The organism is Pseudoalteromonas sp. APC 3358, from assembly GCF_030408075.1.
GTDB lineage: Bacteria > Pseudomonadota > Gammaproteobacteria > Enterobacterales > Alteromonadaceae > Pseudoalteromonas > Pseudoalteromonas arctica.
Window position 1 is genome coordinate 29,808 of sequence record NZ_JASDCE010000005.1, and the last position, 18,370, is coordinate 48,177.

Here is an 18,370-nt window from a genome sequence, read left to right on the forward strand (position 1 = left end):
GAGTACTAGTTACACTGATCTTGTACTATATCGCTGATTGACTGCCAGACGCGTGCTGGCAGTAATGTTTTAAGGTGTGCGTAGGTTTCGCAAAGTTGTGTACTGCCTACTAAGCCTTTATCACCCTCTGTTATTAACGACTCGCCACGTAAGTTTTCGATAAAACTAACAAGTACTTTTTTATCAAAAAATTCAGGTGTTTTAATACCATGCAGTGTGCCTAAACGTTGTGCAAGCACTTGGCTCTCTCGTTCTAATTCTGCTTTTTCAATGCCATCACTTGTTTGAATAAAACCAATCACAATAGCGTAACGTTGTAGAGTAAAACTAAGTGCTCGTCCAAGCATTTCTAGCTTAGCTAAGCAGTCATTACTGTTCGTTATATGAATGTTATCGCCATCAAACTCAATTAAATTTTGATCAGCAAAATTAGCTAAAATACGCGTTATATAGTTTTCATCAAGAGGCTGTAAATACCATTCTTTAGCAAATAACGGATAAAACGTTTTTACAAGTTGCTGGCATTGCTCAATAGTTGTGCTGTGTTGTTTGAATAGATGTAGTGCAATTAAGCTTGGTACTGCAAACAAGTGCAAAATGTTGTTTCGGTAGTAATTAAACAGTACTTTTTCTTTATCGCTAATAGTAATAATTTCGCCAAATTCATCACTGATAACTTCAAACTTATTCAGCTTTAATGCATGCGTTAGTAATTGCTCTGGTGTTTCGTCTGGCGCGGTTACTTTATCGCTATAGCTTGCATCGCGCTGTAAGCGCAGATAAAAATCAAGTTGTGCTAATAGCTTTGGTTTACTCAATGCTTGTTTATCGTTAACCAGCAATATCATCGCTAGTAAGTTAACCGCATTAAGCGCGGCCGCATTATTAATTTTAACCATTACTTGGTCGGCAAGTTTAGTTACTTGTGGCGCTAACCATTGTGGCTTTTGCACATCGGTAGGGTGTATTGAATCACGCCAATCAGGTTGGTTATCGTTTAAGTATTGGTTAATCGAGATTGGATCACCAAAGTTTAAATTACCACGACCGTAGTTTTTAAGGTTTTTGATTGCCTTAAAAATACCAAATATGGATTCGCCTTTTTTATCTTTTCCATCTAGCTCTTTAAGGTAGGTGTTAATTTCCATTACGTGCTCGTAGCCAATGTACACAGGAACGATAGATATTGGTCTGTCTATTCCGCGTAGCATTGCTTGTAATGTCATAGATAGCATACCTGTTTTAGGTGGAAGTAAGCGCCCAGTTCGGCTTCGACCGCCTTCCGTGTAAAACTTAACAGAGTAACCTTTAATAAACAGTTGGCTTAAATACTCTTTGAATATGGCAGAATAAAGTTTATTGCCTGCAAACGAGCGACGAATAAAAAATGCCCCAGAGCGTCTAAATATGCCACCGGCAGGGAAAAAGTTAAGATTTATACCTGCAGCTATATGTGGTGGAACTAAGCCTAAATGATAAATAGAGTAAGTAAGCAGTAAGTAATCCATATGACTGCGATGACAAGGCATATAGATTATTTCATGGCCTTTATCTGTTAGTTCATGAATTTGTTCTGCGTGTTTAATATCAATACCGTTATAGAGCTTATTCCACAACCAAGTTAAAAATCGCTCGGCCACACGTATCATTGCTTCAGAGTAATTAGCAGCTATCTCATCAAGTAGCTTAAGTGCATTTTGGCGGGCTTCTGTTTGGCTAATATTTTTAGCTTTAGCTTCATCTTGAATTGCTTTTTTTATTGTAGGTGACGCTAATAATGAATTAAATAATTGTTCACGAGAGGGCATTTTAGGGCCTGTAGCAGCTAGCTTTTGGCGCTTAAAGTGAACACGTGCTACACGTAATAATTTATGTGGTAACTCGCTTACATCGGCTTTTTCATTGACTAAAAGCGATAAGTCGAGTGGTTGGCTAAAGCGAATAAAGTTGTCGCGTCCTGAAAACAACACCACAAAAAACTTTCTAAACCAGCTAGGAGTTAGAGAGTGCGTAATTAAAGTGCGTAGCCCCGGCTTTTCTTTACCCGGGTCGCGACCCCATAAAATAGTAACCGGAACCACTTGTACGTTTTGCTGCCCACTTTGTATTAGGTATTCAATAATTTGTTTACCTTGAGCTAAAGCATTGGTTGGCTTAGCTTCATCACCAAACAGTGGTGGTGGATTTTTAATACCAATAAAACGGTCTAAATCTTGGTTACCTAATACTTGCTCTTCGGTTGGGCTAGGTAGACCATTTTTTTTACACGCATGTGCGAGAGCCGCTAAATCAAATCGTGAATTTAAACGCACTATATAAAATGTAGGGTACTCAGGGTTTAGATCATACTGTTTAATCGGATTTTCTGGCAGCACTTTGCTTTTTACAAATAAGCGGCTAAATCCAGCAGACATAACATTTAAACAATAATTAAAAATACGCATCGACTCACCATATTGAGAGTATTAAGGGCAAAATTAGCGCAGTAGGATACCATAATATCTAAAAATCCCTTAGTTTGCGTAATTAAGGTGTTAACTTGTTTATTGACTAACAGTAGAGGTATTAGTTCAAGTATAGCTAGTAAGCATGTATGGGTGCTTATTTAATCAAATTTATAGGCATTGTATTGTTTCTAAATAGTTGTTGCATTTATCACCAATACCTCTATAATACGCAGGCTTTCAAAATTCCTCTGGGAACTAGAAAGGATAAATTAAGCTTGGATTTCAAGCTAATAAACAGGAGTTCCGATTTGGAACTCAACGTAGATATAATCAAACAGCCGACATCTTAAGTTTTAAGATTGTTTCGGTCGTTTTTTTATGCTCTTTTATATGCTCTTTATATTGAGGTTAAGAATGTCAAATCAACGCATTCGTATTCGCCTAAAAGCTTTTGACCACCGTTTGATTGACCAATCAACGGCAGAAATCGTGGAAACTGCGAAACGCACTGGCGCACAAGTACGTGGTCCAATCCCACTACCTACACGCTTTGAACGTTTTACTGTACTAACTTCACCGCACGTTAATAAAGATGCGCGTGATCAGTACGAGATCCGCACCCATAAACGTCTGATAGACATCGTAGAACCAACTGACAAGACTGTAGACGCGCTTATGCGTTTAGATCTTGCTGCTGGTGTTGATGTTCAAATCAGCCTGGGTTAATCGAAAGATTAGAGAGGTTTTAGGAAAATGGCATTAGGTCTAGTCGGTCGTAAAGTGGGTATGACACGAATCTTCACTGAAGATGGTGTATCTATCCCTGTGACAGTTATTGAAGCGACACCTAACCGCATTGCTCAGATCAAATCTGACGCAACAGACGGTTATAACGCGCTTCAAGTAACCGCAGGCACTAAAAAAGCAAGTCGTGTAAACAAAGCTAAAGCGGGTCATTTCGCTAAAGCTGGTGTTGAAGCGGGTCGCGGTCTGTGGGAATTCCGCCTTAACGGTGGTGAAGGCGATTTTGAAGTAGGCGCTGAGCTTACTGTTGAATTATTCAACGAAATCAACAAGGTTGACGTAACCGGTACTTCTAAAGGTAAAGGTTTCCAAGGTGGTGTTAAGCGCTGGAATTTCAGCATGCAAGACGCTACACATGGTAACTCTCTATCTCACCGTGCTCCTGGTTCAATCGGTCAAAACCAATCACCTGGTAAGGTGTTTAAAGGTAAGAAAATGGCCGGTCATATGGGTGCTGAGCGTGTAACGACTCAAAACTTAGAACTAGTTCGCGTTGACGCTGAGCGTAATTTGCTTTTAGTTAAGGGTGCAGTACCTGGAGCTATTGGCGGTGACGTTATCGTTAAACCAGCTGTTAAAGCATAAGTCCTGGAGATTTAGTGATGGAATTAGCAATTAAAGACGCTTCTGGCGGTCTTGAAGTTTCTGAAGCTACTTTTGGACGTGAGTTTAACGAAGCATTAGTACATCAAGTAGTTGTTGCATACGCAGCAGGTGCTCGTCAAGGTACTCGTGCTCAGAAGACACGTTCTGAAGTAAGCGGTGGTGGTAAAAAACCATGGGCTCAAAAAGGTACTGGCCGTGCACGTGCCGGTACAATCCGTAGCCCAATTTGGCGTTCAGGTGGCGTTAGCTTTGCAGCTAAACCACAAGACCACAGCCAAAAAGTAAACCGTAAAATGTACCGTGGTGCGATCAAAAGCATCTTATCTGAATTAGTTCGTCAAGAGCGTTTAATCGTTGTTGAAAGTTTTGCTCTAGCAGCACCAAAAACTAAAGAACTAGTTGCTAAGCTTAAAGAACTTGAGCTTAAAGATGTTCTTATCGTGACTGAAGAAGTAGATGAAAATCTTTTCTTATCGGCACGTAACCTTTATAAGGTTGACACACGTGATGTAGCTGGTATCGATCCTGTAAGCTTAATTGCTTTCGATAAGGTACTTATTACAGCCGCTGCTGTTAAGCAACTTGAGGAGGCGCTAGCATGATTCGCGAAGAACGTCTTTTAAAAGTGATCCTTGCTCCACATATCTCTGAAAAAAGCACAATTGCTGCTGAAGAAAACAATACTATTGTTTTTAAAGTAGTAAATGACGCAACTAAAGCTGAAATTAAAGTAGCAGTTGAGAAGCTTTTTGAAGTAGAAGTAACTGGTGTTCGCACACTTAACGTTAAGGGTAAAACAAAACGTACTGGCGCACGTTTCGGTCGTCGTAGCGACTGGAAGAAAGCTTACGTTACTCTTAAAGAAGGCAGCGAGCTAGACTTTGTCGGCGGCGCCGAGTAATAAGGGGATAGAATTATGGCACTTCAAAAGTGTAAGCCTACTTCTGCGGGCCGTCGTCACCTAGTTAAAGTGGTTAACTCTGATCTACATAAGGGTAAGCCATACGCACCACTTTTAGAGAAAAACTCTAAATCAGGTGGTCGTAATAACAATGGTCGTATTACGGTTCGTCATATCGGTGGTGGTCATAAACAACACTACCGTTTAATCGATTTTAAACGTACTAAAGATGGCATTCCAGCTACTGTTGAACGTTTAGAATACGATCCAAATCGTAGCGCAAACATCGCTCTTGTATTATATGCAGACGGTGAGCGTCGTTACATTATCGCACCTAAAGGCTTAAAAGCTGGCGATGCAATCCAGTCTGGTGTTGATGCACCAATCAAGCCTGGTAATGCATTACCAATGCGTAATATGCCTGTAGGTTCGACTGTTCACAACGTAGAATTAAAACCAGGTAAAGGTGCTCAAATCGCACGTTCTGCTGGTGCATACGTTCAAATCCTTGCTCGTGATGGTCAGTATGTAACATTACGTCTTCGTTCAGGCGAAGTTCGTAAAGTTGAATCTGATTGTCGTGCGACTCTAGGTGAAGTAGGCAATGCTGAGCATATGCTTCGTTCACTTGGTAAAGCAGGTGCAAATCGCTGGCGTGGTATTCGTCCGACAGTTCGTGGTGTTGCCATGAACCCGGTAGATCACCCACACGGTGGTGGTGAAGGTCGTACATCTGGTGGTCGTCATCCTGTGTCTCCATGGGGTAAACCGACTAAAGGTGCGAAGACGCGTAAGAACAAGCGTACGGATAAATTTATAGTACGTCGTCGTACTAAGTAATATTGAGGAATAGCCATGCCACGCTCTCTCAAGAAGGGTCCTTTTATAGACCTACACTTGCTGAAGAAGGTAGAGAAAGCTTTGGAAAGCGGTGAGAAAAAGCCAATTAAAACTTGGAGCCGTCGTTCAATGATCATACCTAACATGATCGGATTGACCATTGCTGTCCATAATGGTCGCCAGCACGTACCAGTTTTCGTTTCTGACGAAATGATCGGTCACAAACTAGGTGAATTTGCACCAACTCGCACTTACCGTGGCCATGCTGCGGATAAGAAAGCGAAGAAACGATAAGAGGGGAAGATAAATGCAAGCATTAGCTAAACATAAATTCGCCTCTGGTTCGGCGCAAAAAGCACGTCTAGTTGCAGATCAGATCCGCGGGTTACCTGTAGATCGCGCACTAGAAATCCTGGCGTACAGCCCGAAGAAAGCGGCTGTATTAGTTAAGAAAGTACTTGAGTCTGCTATTGCTAACGCAGAGCATAACGAAGGTGCTGACATTGATGAGCTTCGTATAACAACGATCTTTGTGGACGATGGTCCTACAATGAAACGTATTATGCCTCGTGCTAAAGGACGCGCAGACCGCATCCTTAAGCGTACAAGCCATATCACTGTTATGGTTTCAGATAGCTAGGAGTATAAGTAATGGGACAAAAAGTTCATCCTACTGGTATTCGCCTAGGTATATCTAAACCTTGGGTTTCTACCTGGTACGCGAGTTCAAAAGATTTCTCTGCACAGCTTTTTGGCGATCACAAAGTTCGTACATTCCTTACTAAGGAATTGAAAACGGCTTCTGTGTCTAAAATCGTTATTGAGCGTCCAGCAAAATCAATCCGAGTAACAATCCACACGGCTCGTCCGGGTGTTGTTATCGGTAAAAAAGGCGAAGACGTAGAAAAATTACGTCAAGCGGTAACTAAAATCGCTGGTGTACCTGCTCAGATTAATATCTCTGAAGTACGTAAACCAGAACTAGATGCACAACTAGTAGCAGACGGCATTGCCTCTCAACTAGAACGTCGTGTTATGTTCCGTCGCGCTATGAAGCGTTCGGTACAAAATGCAATGCGCATCGGTTCTAAAGGGATTAAAGTTGAAGTTAGCGGTCGTCTTGGCGGCGCTGAAATCGCACGTTCAGAATGGTATCGTGAAGGTCGTGTACCTCTACATACTCTTCGTGCTGATATCGATTACGCAACTTCTGAAGCCTTAACCACTTATGGTATCATTGGTGTTAAAGTTTGGATCTTCAAAGGCGAAGTTATTGGTGGTTTACCACTAGTACAAGAGCAAGAGAAGCCAGCTAAACGCGCACCAAAGAAAGCCAAGAAAAGTGCTAAGTAGAGGTAGCGACTAATGTTACAGCCAAAACGTACAAAATTCCGTAAAATGCACAAAGGCCGCAACCGCGGTTTAGCGCAAAACGGTAACAAAGTAAGCTTCGGTACTTTCGGATTGAAAGCAACTGGCCGTGGCCGTATGACTGCTCGTCAAATCGAAGCAGCTCGTCGTGCTATGACGCGTCACGTGAAACGTCAAGGTAAAATCTGGATTCGTGTCTTCCCTGACAAACCGATTACAGAAAAACCTCTTGAAGTTCGTATGGGTAAAGGTAAAGGTTCTGTTGAATATTGGGTTGCTGAAATTCAGCCTGGTAAAGTACTTTACGAAATGGAAGGTGTTTCAGAAGAGCTTGCTCGTGAAGCATTCGACCTTGCTGCTCGTAAATTGCCATTCAAAACAACTTTCGTAACTCGGACGGTAATGTGATGAAAGCTAGCGAACTAAAAGACAAAAGCGTAGAAGAGCTTAATGCTGAACTTCTAGGACTACTTCGTGAGCAATTTAATATGCGCATGCAAGCTAGCACTGGTCAGTTAGCTCAGACACACACGCTAAGAACAGTACGCCGCGATATCGCGCGTGTAAAAACAGTTATTAACCAGAAGGCAGGTCAATAATGAGCGATAAAATTCGTACTCTTCAAGGCCGTGTAATCAGCGACAAGATGGAAAAATCTTTCACTATCGCTATCGCACGTTATGTGAAGCACCCAATCTATGGGAAATTCATTAAACGTACGACTAAGTTACACGTACATGACGAAAATAACACAGCAAAAGCGGGTGACGTAGTTACTATCCGTGAATGCGCACCAATTTCTAAGAATAAATCTTGGACTTTAGTAGACGTTATTTCTAGTCCAAAACAAGCTTAATTTTTTAATTAAGTTAGTTTTGTAAAAAAGCCCCGGCATTAGCTGGGGCTTTTTGTATTTAAAGCACCTGCAAACAGTAAACTAGGGTGAGTGGGTCACCTGGATTAGTCTTTTATCTGAAAATACAAAGTTATCTTGGGGAGTAGTGAGAGTTTCATGTACCAGTTACTTTTTTGCTAGCAGAACCATCTACTGAATCAGAAGAAGTTAGATAATAAACTTACATATCTCAGTTAATTTAATGCCAACATGGGGTCATCTAATTCATGGTGTTACTTTTCTTTTACAGTCTTTTAGTCTGAGAACTCACTTACCTTATTTTATTACAATAATACAGTTTCAAAGTATCGAAAATAGACATCCATACACAACTTTCATTATCAGCTTATCTGGTTTTTTTATGTCTAAAACCTCAATTTATCGCCTTAAATTAATATTCTGGTATGATTAGCAAATATGCGCTTTTGAATGAATTTTTGAGGTAGTAATGACGCGTAGTTTTGAATTTCATTTGACTGATGAAGTAGCCACGGTCGCAATGGGTAATTGCGTTGCTGATATTATAGAGCAAGGTGCGGTTATTTATTTACATGGTGATTTAGGCGCTGGTAAAACAACGTTTACAAGAGGGGTAGTGCAAGGCTTTGGACATACAGGCAAAGTTAAAAGCCCAACGTATACACTTGTTGAACCTTATGAACTCGAGCGCGCAAATGTTTATCATTTTGATTTATACCGCTTAGGTGACCCTGAAGAACTAGAATACATGGGAATACGCGATTATTTTTCACCAGATGCAATTTGCGTTGTTGAGTGGCCAGAAAAAGGTGGTGAATTTATTCCTGTGCCTGATTTAGATATTACTCTAAGCTATATGGGTAACGAACGTAAAATTGTTATTAATAGCGCCAGTGAGCGTGGTGTAGCAATTGTCGAAAAACTAAATAACAAATAATAATATAGTTAAGGCAGTAATTATCAAATGAGCCGAGGTGTAGTTAAACTCTTTATTTACCTTATGGTTATTACCATAAGCTTGCCGCTGTGGGCCAAAAATACAATTAACAGTGTACGCGTATGGCCATCCCCTGACAGTACGCGTGTGGTATTTGATTTAAATGATAAGCCTGACTTTAGCTATTTCATGCTTAAAAACCCAAGCCGCTTAGTAATTGATTTAGAAAACACTAGCGAGTTAAAAATACTACCAGGTGTACCACCAAAACATCAAATAGTGAGCAAGCTACGCTACTCAAAACCTAAAAATAAGCACAGTGTTCGGTTAGTGTTTGAATTAAACGCACCAGTAAAGCCAGTTGTATTTGCTTTAGCGCCTACAGGTCCTTATAAAAACAGGCTCGTTGTTGATTTATACAATAAAAGCCAAGCTGCCACAGTTGTTTCTCCTGCTCAAACAGCCGCTAAAAACCGCCAGTTAAGCCAAGAACGCGATATTGTGATTGCAATTGATGCGGGTCATGGCGGCGAAGATCCAGGTTCAATTGGTCCCTCTGGCACGTACGAAAAAACAGTAACACTGCAAATTGCAAAACGTTTAGAGCGCATGATTGATGGCGAACGTGGGATGATTTCGCGCATGGTACGAAGCGGTGACTACTTTGTAAAACTTAATACGCGAACCAATCGTGCTCGTGAAAAAAAGGCCGACTTTTTTGTCTCTATTCATGCTGATGCATTTACGAGCCCGGGACCAAATGGTGCCTCTGTTTGGGTGTTGTCGTTAAGGCGTGCTAATTCAGAGATAGGTAAATGGATAGAAGATAAAGAAAAGCACTCTGAGCTTTTAGGTGGCGCTGCGGATGTAATGAAAGATGCCGCTAACGAAAAATACTTAGCGCAAGCATTACTTGATATGTCGATGGATCACTCTATGAAAACCGGCTTAAACGTAGCTGACGAAGTGGTTAAAGAGCTACGTAAAGTTGCTAAGTTGCATAAGAAAGATCCCCAACATGCGAGTCTTGCTGTACTTAAATCACCAGATATCCCATCAATTTTAGTAGAAACAGGGTTTATATCTAACCCACGAGAAGAAAAGCTGCTTAAAAGTGCTAACCATCAAGAGCGTTTGGCTAAAGCTATATTTACTTCAATTAAAAATTACTATTTAAAAAATCCACCTGATGACTCTTTATTTGCTAAATTAAAGTCGCAATATCCAACAAAGCACAAGGTACGCCCGGGTGAATCTTTAAGTATGTTGGCGAGTCGCTATGGCATTACAGTCACTGAATTAAAACAAGTTAATAAGCTTAGCTCTAATACTTTGTTTATTGGGCAAGAGCTCGATATACCACAAAGTTAGTCATTATTATTAGCGCAATGCTTGCTAGGAAATCTCATGAATATTGAAATATTACCCGCGCGTTTAGCTAACCAAATTGCCGCAGGCGAAGTGGTTGAGCGCCCAGCGTCGGTAGTAAAAGAGCTAGTCGAAAACAGTTTAGATGCTGGCGCTACACGTATTCAGATAGATATAGAGCGTGGCGGTCATAAGCTTATTCGTATACGTGATAACGGTTCAGGGATAAGTAAAGATGAGCTAACGCTCGCGCTTTCTCGTCACGCTACGAGTAAATTAAAATCTCTAGATGACCTTGAAAATATTTGTTCACTTGGTTTTAGGGGAGAAGCGCTTGCGTCAATTAGCTCTGTATCGCGTTTAACGCTGAGCTCAAAACCAAAAGATCAAGAAGCTGCTTGGCAAGCATTTGCAGAAGGTCGCGATATGGCCGTGCAAGTAAAGCCAGTAGCGCACCCTGATGGCACAACCATTGAAGTAAAAGATTTATTTTTTAACACCCCAGCTCGTCGTAAATTCTTGCGTACCGAAAAAACGGAATTTAGCCATATTGATGAGTTGATAAAGCGTATTGCGCTTAGTCGCTTTGATGTCTCTATTACACTAACTCACAACGAAAAAGTAGTAAGGCAGTATCGTGCGAAGACAGATCCCTCTCAGGCTATTACACGTGTAGCGCAAGTTGCAGGTAAGGCTTTTGCTGAGCAAGGTTTGCATATTCAATCAGGAGAGGGTGGCTTACAGCTGCATGGTTGGGTGCTACCTGTAGGTTCAGCTAATACGACTCAGTATACTTATGTTAATAATCGTATGATGCGCGATAAACTTATTCTGCATGCTATACGCCAGGCATTTGAAGAAGTAAGCGGAACACAAGAATTACCCGGTTTTGTCATTTATATTGATATAGACCCTCGCCAGGTTGATGTAAATGTTCATCCAGCTAAGCATGAAGTCCGTTTTCATCAAGGGCGCTTAATTCATGACTTTATATTACAGGCTATTAAGCAAGTGGTAGTGCCGCTGCAAGGTGAGTTTACGAATGAACCGCTTAGCTCTGAGGTGGAATCTGCGCCTGTGTTTATGGGGTCAGCGCATAGTAGTTCTAATGATATAAAAGCGGATGGAGTATTTGATTACCCTAAATCGCAATTACAGCCCTCTTACTCTGGAAGTGCTGGTAGTTCAGCATCAGGTACTAGAAGTGTTGGCGGTGGCGGGGCATACCGTGCTACACCAAGTACGAGCCATCATGATGTAAACGCGTTTTATCAAGGTGTGAGTGAGCAACACGCTGCGCATTTTGATAATGTAGCAAACATACCCGTAGCACAACACCAGTTAGAGTCTGCGCATAATGTTTTAAAGACAGTTTCAATCATCAGTGTTAATGAAGGTGCGTGTGTATTTAGTGTTGAGCAGCAATTGTATTGCTCACATTTCAAATATGCATTGGTAGATGATTGGCATAATCAAATTAAAGAGTCCGGAAGTTTAGAAGGGAAAGCTCTTTTGCTGCCCGTAAGAGTAAACTTATCAAAAGAAGATTGCTTACTTATAGAAGCTCAGCAATCGTGGTTTACTTTACTTGGTTTTGAACTCGTAATAGAAAAACAGTTTGTAATGGTTAAAAAATTGCCAGCGTGCTTATATTTACTTGATGTAAGTACAGCGATAGGTGAGCTACTTGATGGGTGTAAAGCAGGGCTTGAAAATATAGAGAATTGGTTAGAGTGGCAGATAAAATGTGTACCTCCCCGGTTTTATTTAAGCAATGTGTTTTTAGCGCAACAAATGCGCTTACAAAATAATCCGCAAACTATTGAACGCTTACGCGAAAAAGCAGTTAAAATAGAGCTAAATCACTATTTAATGCAATTAGATTAAGGTATCAGTGTTGAGTAATTTACCAGTCATATTTTTAATGGGTCCAACTGCTGCTGGTAAAACAGCATTGGCAATCTCACTGTGCGAGCATTTAAATACAGAAATAATCAGCGTTGATTCAGCGTTAGTGTATAAAGATATGAACATTGGTACTGCAAAACCCGATGCAGAAGAACTTGCTAAAGCTCCGCATCATCTGATCGACTTACTTGACCCGAGTGAAACATATTCAGTTGCTGATTTTAGGCGCGATGCAGTACAAAAAATTGACGAATTTCATAGACAAGGTAAAGTGCCTGTATTGGTTGGAGGTACAATGTTGTACTTTAAATCTTTAATTGATGGTTTATCGCCTTTGCCTGAAGCAGATACAGTAATAAGATCAGAGCTAGAAGCACAAGCTAAAGAATTTGGCTGGCCTCATTTATATAAAGAATTAGTTAAAGTTGACCCAAAAGCAGCCGAAAAAATAAGTGAGAATGACTCACAAAGGATTAACCGAGCTTTAGAGGTTTACAGGTTAACTGGTAAGACCATGACTGAGTTGCAAAAGCAAAAACAGCCGGCTTTACCTTATACTTTTCATCAATTTGCGATTGCACCGCAAGAACGTAGCGAATTACATCGCCGAATTGAAGAAAGGTTTAAAATAATGATTGATCAGGGGTTTGAAAATGAAGTTTCGACCCTATATCTACGTAAGGATTTACACCCCAATATGCCTTCTATTCGTTGTGTTGGTTATAGACAAATGTGGGATTACCTTGCGGGTGAAACAAGCCATGATGAAATGGTTTTTCGTGGCATCGCAGCAACACGTCAATTGGCAAAACGTCAGTTAACGTGGCTTCGTAGCTGGCCTGATGTTACTTGGTTAACAACGGGTGACGAAGAAAACTTGCATCGTGTAGTAAGTTCGCTAAGCTAGTAGTAGTTGAATATTGTTTTTTATCAAATAAGTTCAGCCACTTAATTATAATAACACCTAGAACGAAGGAACAATAACATGGCAAAAGGCCAATCGTTACAAGACCCATTTTTGAATGCACTACGACGTGAGCGCATTCCAGTATCAATCTTTTTGGTAAATGGCATAAAATTACAAGGCAAAATTCAGTCATTTGACCAATTTGTTATTTTACTAGAGAACACCGTAAATCAAATGGTTTATAAGCATGCAATTTCAACAGTTGTCCCTGCTCGCGCAGTTAACTTCCAAGCAGTTCAAGGGAGTGAAGACACTGAAGAACCAGAAGCTGGTAACTTTTAATTAGGAGCATAATGTTTGTTTGACCGCTATGAATCCGGCGAACAGGCAATTTTAGTTCATATCGACTTACCTAAAGAAGGGGATCGTGAAGATCTTCATGAATTAGAAATGTTGGTATCTTCTGCTGGTGTTAGTAGTTTGGCGGTTGTGCAAGGCAGCCGTCAAGCACCACATCCGAAACTATTCGTCGGTACCGGTAAAGCAGAAGAAATAGCTGAGATTGTCAAAATCCACAATGCAGATGTCGTAATTTTCAATCATCAACTCAGGCCGTCACAAGAGCGTAATTTAGAGCGTGTTTGTCAGTGTCGTGTGCTTGATAGAACGACGCTAATTCTTGATATTTTTGCCCAACGTGCACGTACCCATGAGGGTAAGCTGCAGGTTGAATTGGCACAACTTCGCCATATGTCGACTCGATTAATTCGGGGCTGGACCCATCTTGAACGCCAAAAAGGCGGGATTGGTTTACGTGGACCTGGTGAAACCCAACTTGAAACAGATAGACGATTACTTCGTGCCCGAATTCAAAATATCCGTGCGCGTTTAGCTAAAGTAGCAGTGCAACGCGAACAAGGTAGGCGAGCTCGTACTCGTAACGAAATACCTACGGTATCGTTAGTTGGCTATACCAATGCGGGTAAATCTACATTATTTAATCGAATTACGAATTCAGATGTATACGCGGCCGATCAGTTGTTTGCAACGCTTGACCCGACTCTACGTAAGCTTGAATTAGGTGATGTTGGTCCTGTTATCTTGGCTGATACAGTGGGCTTTATTCGTCATTTACCGCACGACTTAGTTGCTGCTTTTAAAGCAACGCTAACTGAAACTCGTGAAGCTGATTTACAGTTACATGTAATTGACGCAGCAGACTCTCGTCTTCAAGAAAATATTGAACAAGTACAATCGGTGCTTAAAGAAATTGAAGCCGATGAAGTACCACAGCTATTAATTTATAATAAAATTGATGCGCTGGATAACGTAAGCCCACGTATTGATCGAGATGACGAAGGCCAACCTATAAGAGTATGGCTTAGCGCTCAGACTGGTGAAGGGTGTGAATTACTTAGTGAGGCTATTAGTGAACTGCTTGCTAAGAAGATGTTTAACGAAACATTATTTCTTACGCCATTGTATGGTCGCCTAAGGGCTGCATTGTTTAGTTTAAATGCAGTACATGAAGAACGCTTTGATGAGCAAGGTAATTGGCTGTTAGATGTTAGAATGCCAATGGTTGAGTGGAATCGTTTAATTAAAGAATTTGGTCCTGAAATTGCTGGTTTTATCAACCGTAATTAAAAATTGACGTTTTAATGTCGGTTTTTGTATGAGAAACGCGGTAGATTTGTTAGATTTAACACAATTTCCTAATTTATTTAGATAACAATGGAGTATAGCTATGGCCTGGAATGAACCGGGTAATAATGGCAATGACAAAGATCCGTGGAATAATAAAGGCGGACGTGATCAAGGCCCACCTGATTTAGACGAGGTGTTCCGCAAGTTTAGTAACAAGTTCGGCGGCTTATTTGGCGGGAAAAAATCCGGCAATGGTAGCGGCGGTGGACTTGGCGGAGCCGGTATTTCATTCATACTTATTATCGCCGTTATTGTATGGGCGTTAAGTGGTATTTATACGGTTAAAGAAGCCGAGCGTGGTGTGGTTCTTCAATTTGGTAAATATGACCGAATTGCTGATCCTGGTCTGCGTTGGAAAATGACGTTTATTGAAACGGTAATCCCAGTAGATATTGAAGCAGTTCGTTCATTATCGGCTTCTGGTTTTATGCTTACTGAAGACGAAAACGTAGTGAGCGTTGAGTTTCAGGTGCAATACCGTGTTATTGACCCATACCTTTATGAATTTAGCGTAACTAACGCTGATAGTAGCTTAGAAGAAGCACTAGATAGTGCACTACGTTACGTTGTGGGCCATGCAAAAATGGACCAAGTATTAACTAATGGCCGTGAGGTTGTTCGTCAAAATACATGGGATGAGCTTAATAAGATTATCGAACCATATAACTTAGGTTTAATTGTTACTGACGTGAACTTTAAAGACTCTCGTCCGCCAACTGAAGTTAAAGATGCATTTGATGATGCGATTGCTGCACAAGAAGATGAAGAACGTTTCATTCGTGAAGCAGAAGCATATGCTCGTGAAATTGAACCGCGTGCTCGTGGTCAAGTAACGCGTATGACTCAAGAAGCGGAAGGTTACCAAGAGCGTATTACATTAGAAGCACAAGGTGAAGTAGCTCGTTTTGAAAAGCTATTACCTGAATATCAAGCAGCTAAAGAAGTTACTCGTGAGCGCTTATACATTGATGCAATGGAAGAAGTGTTAGGGAGTAGTTCTAAAATATTGGTTGATGTTAAAGGCGGTAATAATATGCTTTATTTACCACTTGATAAGATCATGGATAAGCAAGGGACAGCAACACGTGTTGCACTTCCAAGCTCTAGTGATATTCAAGATTTACGCAATAAAGTAAATACGTCGCGCAATAGCTCTGTTAATAGTGGCAATGACCGCTTTAACAACGACCGCTTCAATGATGGGAGATAATCATAATGAAAAACTTTAGTTTAGTAATACTATTAGCTGCCATTGTTATGTCTTTTTCATCGGTATTTGTTGTACCTGAAGGGCAAAAAGCAATTGTAATGTTATTCAGTAAAGTACAAAAAGACAGCGACGATCAAGCGATTGTATATGGCCCAGGCCTACAATTTAAGGTGCCATTTTTTAGCCAAGTACGTCGTATTGATGCACGTATTCAAACGCTAGATGGTGCGCCGGACCGCTTTGTTACTAGTGAGAAAAAAGACTTAATTGTTGATTCGTTTGTAAAATGGCGTGTTAATGACTTTAGCGCTTTTTACTTACGTGCCCGTGGCGATAAGCAATATGCTGAAACGCTACTTAAACAAAAAGTAAATAATGGTCTTCGTACAAACTTTGGTACACGTACAATTCGCGAAATTGTATCGGGTGAGCGTAGCGAGTTGATGGAAGAAGCGTTAGTACAAGCTTCTGAAAGTGCACGTGAGCTTGGTATTGAGGTGCTAGACGTACGTGTTAAGCAAATTAACCTACCACAAGAAGTGAGTAGCTCTATTTACCAACGTATGCGCGCTGAGCGTACTGCTGTTGCAAAAGAGCATCGTTCTGAAGGTCAGGAAAAAGCCGAGACTATTCGTGCGGGTGTTGATCGTCGTGTAACAGTAATGCTTGCCGATGCAGAGCGTAATGCGCGTTCTGTACGTGGTCAAGGCGATGCTGATGCCGCAGGCATCTATGCAAGCGCGTATAACAAAGACCCTGAGTTCTTTAGTTTTGTGCGTTCTCTTGAGGCTTACAAAAAGACTTTTAAAAATAAGCAAGACGTTATGGTGCTTTCACCTGATAGCGACTTCTTCCAATATATGAAAGGCGCTAAAGCTCAATAGGTTTTACGTTAATTATTTAAAAGTTAAAAAGCCTCGCATTTGCGGGGCTTTTTGTTAAACACAGTCTAGTGCTTTAAATCACTGTTATTTATGTGGTTATTAGCTAATATTTGGATATAACAAATGCGCGCAGAAAAAATAAGCTGAACAGGGGTGATCTTTACTTTAGTTTTCTGGTAAAATCTCGTCCTAATTTTCTCTAAGTGAATTTACGATGGGTAAAAACGTTGTTGTATTAGGCACCCAATGGGGTGACGAAGGAAAGGGTAAGGTAGTTGATCTCCTTACAGACAAAGCATCTTTAGTAGTTCGTTATCAAGGTGGCCACAATGCGGGTCATACTTTAGTTATCGAAGGTGAAAAGACGGTTCTACACCTTATTCCATCGGGTGTATTACGTGACAATGTTAAATGTGTGATTGGTAATGGTGTAGTTTTATCACCAGAAGCGCTAATGAGAGAAATTGGCATGCTTGAAGAACGCGGCGTACCAGTACGTGAGCGTCTTTTAATAAGTGAAGCATGTCCGCTAATCTTGCCTTTCCATGTTGCATTAGATGTAGCCCGCGAAACTGCTCGTGGCGATAAGCCAATTGGTACAACTGGCCGTGGTATCGGTCCTGCGTACGAAGATAAAGTGGCTCGCCGTGGTTTACGCGTAGGCGATTTATTTAATCCTGAATTATTTGCAGCTAAATTAAAAGAAGTTCTTGAATACCATAACTTCACTTTAGTTAACTACTACAAAGTAGACGCTGTAGATTTCCAAAAAACGTTTGATGATGCAATGGCTGTTGCTGATATCTTAAAAGCAATGGTTGTAGATGTAACTGAGCTTTTAGATCAAACGCGTTTAGCAGGCGAAAACATTTTATTTGAAGGTGCACAAGGTACGTTACTTGATATCGATCACGGTACTTACCCTTATGTAACATCTTCAAATACTACAGCTGGTGGCGTTGCTACTGGTGCAGGTTTTGGTCCATTAAACCTTGATTACGTTTTAGGTATTATTAAAGCGTACACTACACGTGTTGGTTCAGGTCCTTTCCCTACAGAGCTTTACGACGGTCTTGAGAAACAAGATCCAGTTGGTAAGCACTTAGGTGATAAAGGCCATGAGTTTGGCGCTACAACAGGTCGACTTCGTCGTACTGGTTGGTTAGATGCAGTGGCTATGCGCCGTGCGGTTCAAATCAACAGTATTTCAGGTTTTTGTTTAACTAAGCTTGATGTTTTAGATGGCTTAGAAACGCTTAAAATCTGTATTGGTTACAAGCTTGAAGATGGCACAGTTACTAACGTAACACCATTAGCAGCTGAAGGTTACGATAAAGTAACGCCAGTATACGAAGAAATGCCAGGTTGGTCAGAAAACACTGTTGGTGTAACGAGTCTTGACGGTTTACCAAAAGCTGCGATTGACTACATCAAGCGTATTGAAGAAATTACGGGTGTTCCAATTGATATTATTTCTACAGGTCCAGACCGCGTAGAAACTATGGTACTTCGCAACCCGTTTGCGTAATTACCATTAGATTAAAAAAAGCTGCCTAGTGCAGCTTTTTTTGTATATAAAATTCACCTTGGAACGATCTTTGTATAT

At 40.9% G+C, this 18,370-nt stretch carries 21 protein-coding genes; 20 read left to right on the forward strand and 1 reads right to left on the reverse strand.

What is annotated here, in order from left to right; all coding sequences use genetic code 11:
• Positions 1 to 5: 5 nt before the first annotated feature.
• Positions 6 to 2,444, reverse strand: a complete 2,439-nt coding sequence (gene plsB / locus QL995_RS09235) for a glycerol-3-phosphate 1-O-acyltransferase PlsB (RefSeq protein ID WP_101217114.1) — start codon at positions 2,442 to 2,444, stop codon at positions 6 to 8.
• Positions 2,445 to 2,861: 417 nt separating this feature from the next.
• On the opposite strand from plsB, the gene rpsJ reads away from it, so the two are divergent.
• The 20 genes from rpsJ to QL995_RS09335 all read left to right on the forward strand — a co-directional run bounded on the left by rpsJ (position 2,862) and on the right by QL995_RS09335 (position 18,292).
• Entirely contained in the window at positions 2,862 to 3,173 is a 312-nt protein-coding gene (rpsJ, locus tag QL995_RS09240; protein ID WP_002957900.1) for a 30S ribosomal protein S10, read from the forward strand.
• Positions 3,174 to 3,200: 27 nt separating this feature from the next.
• Entirely contained in the window at positions 3,201 to 3,836 is a 636-nt protein-coding gene (gene rplC, locus QL995_RS09245) for a 50S ribosomal protein L3 (protein ID WP_002957898.1), read from the forward strand.
• Positions 3,837 to 3,853: 17 nt separating this feature from the next.
• Positions 3,854 to 4,459: a 50S ribosomal protein L4 gene (rplD, locus tag QL995_RS09250; protein WP_002957897.1), complete on the forward strand. Its 606-nt coding sequence runs from the start codon at positions 3,854 to 3,856 to the stop codon at positions 4,457 to 4,459.
• Positions 4,456 to 4,758 carry a 50S ribosomal protein L23 gene (rplW, locus tag QL995_RS09255; RefSeq protein WP_002957896.1) on the forward strand — a complete coding sequence of 101 codons (303 nt, stop codon included), beginning with the start codon at positions 4,456 to 4,458 and terminating at the stop codon, positions 4,756 to 4,758. Before rplD ends, rplW begins: the two co-directional genes overlap by 4 nt.
• Positions 4,759 to 4,773: 15 nt before the next feature.
• Positions 4,774 to 5,598, forward strand: a complete 825-nt coding sequence (gene rplB / locus QL995_RS09260) for a 50S ribosomal protein L2 (RefSeq protein WP_002957895.1) — start codon at positions 4,774 to 4,776, stop codon at positions 5,596 to 5,598.
• 15 nt (positions 5,599 to 5,613) lie between these two features.
• Entirely contained in the window at positions 5,614 to 5,892 is a 279-nt protein-coding gene (gene rpsS, locus QL995_RS09265) for a 30S ribosomal protein S19 (protein WP_004588689.1), read from the forward strand.
• 13 nt (positions 5,893 to 5,905) lie between these two features.
• Positions 5,906 to 6,238, forward strand: a complete 333-nt coding sequence (rplV, locus tag QL995_RS09270) for a 50S ribosomal protein L22 (protein ID WP_002957892.1) — start codon at positions 5,906 to 5,908, stop codon at positions 6,236 to 6,238.
• Positions 6,239 to 6,249: 11 nt separating this feature from the next.
• Entirely contained in the window at positions 6,250 to 6,951 is a 702-nt protein-coding gene (gene rpsC, locus QL995_RS09275; RefSeq protein WP_002957891.1) for a 30S ribosomal protein S3, read from the forward strand.
• A 12-nt stretch (positions 6,952 to 6,963) separates the two neighbouring features.
• The gene (gene rplP / locus QL995_RS09280; RefSeq protein WP_002957890.1) at positions 6,964 to 7,377 is read left to right on the forward strand and encodes a 50S ribosomal protein L16; all 414 of its coding nucleotides are present in this window, start codon (positions 6,964 to 6,966) and stop codon (positions 7,375 to 7,377) included.
• A complete protein-coding gene (gene rpmC, locus QL995_RS09285) occupies positions 7,377 to 7,568 on the forward strand; it encodes a 50S ribosomal protein L29 (RefSeq protein ID WP_002957889.1) in 192 nt (63 codons plus the stop codon). Before rplP ends, rpmC begins: the two co-directional genes overlap by 1 nt.
• Positions 7,568 to 7,825, forward strand: a complete 258-nt coding sequence (rpsQ, locus tag QL995_RS09290; RefSeq protein ID WP_002957888.1) for a 30S ribosomal protein S17 — start codon at positions 7,568 to 7,570, stop codon at positions 7,823 to 7,825. Before rpmC ends, rpsQ begins: the two co-directional genes overlap by 1 nt.
• Positions 7,826 to 8,312: 487 nt before the next feature.
• A complete protein-coding gene (gene tsaE / locus QL995_RS09295; RefSeq protein WP_007586392.1) occupies positions 8,313 to 8,780 on the forward strand; it encodes a tRNA (adenosine(37)-N6)-threonylcarbamoyltransferase complex ATPase subunit type 1 TsaE in 468 nt (155 codons plus the stop codon).
• A 27-nt stretch (positions 8,781 to 8,807) separates the two neighbouring features.
• Positions 8,808 to 10,151, forward strand: coding sequence for an N-acetylmuramoyl-L-alanine amidase (locus tag QL995_RS09300; RefSeq protein WP_024597271.1), 1,344 nt, complete (start codon positions 8,808 to 8,810; stop codon positions 10,149 to 10,151).
• Positions 10,152 to 10,187: 36 nt separating this feature from the next.
• Positions 10,188 to 12,035 carry a DNA mismatch repair endonuclease MutL gene (mutL, locus tag QL995_RS09305; protein ID WP_197173305.1) on the forward strand — a complete coding sequence of 616 codons (1,848 nt, stop codon included), beginning with the start codon at positions 10,188 to 10,190 and terminating at the stop codon, positions 12,033 to 12,035.
• A 10-nt stretch (positions 12,036 to 12,045) separates the two neighbouring features.
• Positions 12,046 to 12,963 carry a tRNA (adenosine(37)-N6)-dimethylallyltransferase MiaA gene (gene miaA, locus QL995_RS09310; RefSeq protein ID WP_007586400.1) on the forward strand — a complete coding sequence of 306 codons (918 nt, stop codon included), beginning with the start codon at positions 12,046 to 12,048 and terminating at the stop codon, positions 12,961 to 12,963.
• Positions 12,964 to 13,041: 78 nt separating this feature from the next.
• Entirely contained in the window at positions 13,042 to 13,305 is a 264-nt protein-coding gene (gene hfq / locus QL995_RS09315) for an RNA chaperone Hfq (protein WP_007586402.1), read from the forward strand.
• A gap of 15 nt (positions 13,306 to 13,320) precedes the next feature.
• The gene (gene hflX, locus QL995_RS09320; RefSeq protein ID WP_007586404.1) at positions 13,321 to 14,610 is read left to right on the forward strand and encodes a ribosome rescue GTPase HflX; all 1,290 of its coding nucleotides are present in this window, start codon (positions 13,321 to 13,323) and stop codon (positions 14,608 to 14,610) included.
• A 100-nt stretch (positions 14,611 to 14,710) separates the two neighbouring features.
• Positions 14,711 to 15,880, forward strand: a complete 1,170-nt coding sequence (gene hflK / locus QL995_RS09325; protein WP_010554352.1) for an FtsH protease activity modulator HflK — start codon at positions 14,711 to 14,713, stop codon at positions 15,878 to 15,880.
• 5 nt (positions 15,881 to 15,885) lie between these two features.
• The gene (hflC, locus tag QL995_RS09330) at positions 15,886 to 16,764 is read left to right on the forward strand and encodes a protease modulator HflC (protein WP_010554353.1); all 879 of its coding nucleotides are present in this window, start codon (positions 15,886 to 15,888) and stop codon (positions 16,762 to 16,764) included.
• Positions 16,765 to 16,978: 214 nt separating this feature from the next.
• Positions 16,979 to 18,292 carry an adenylosuccinate synthase gene (locus QL995_RS09335; protein WP_010554354.1) on the forward strand — a complete coding sequence of 438 codons (1,314 nt, stop codon included), beginning with the start codon at positions 16,979 to 16,981 and terminating at the stop codon, positions 18,290 to 18,292.
• The last annotated feature ends 78 nt before the right edge of the window (positions 18,293 to 18,370 follow it).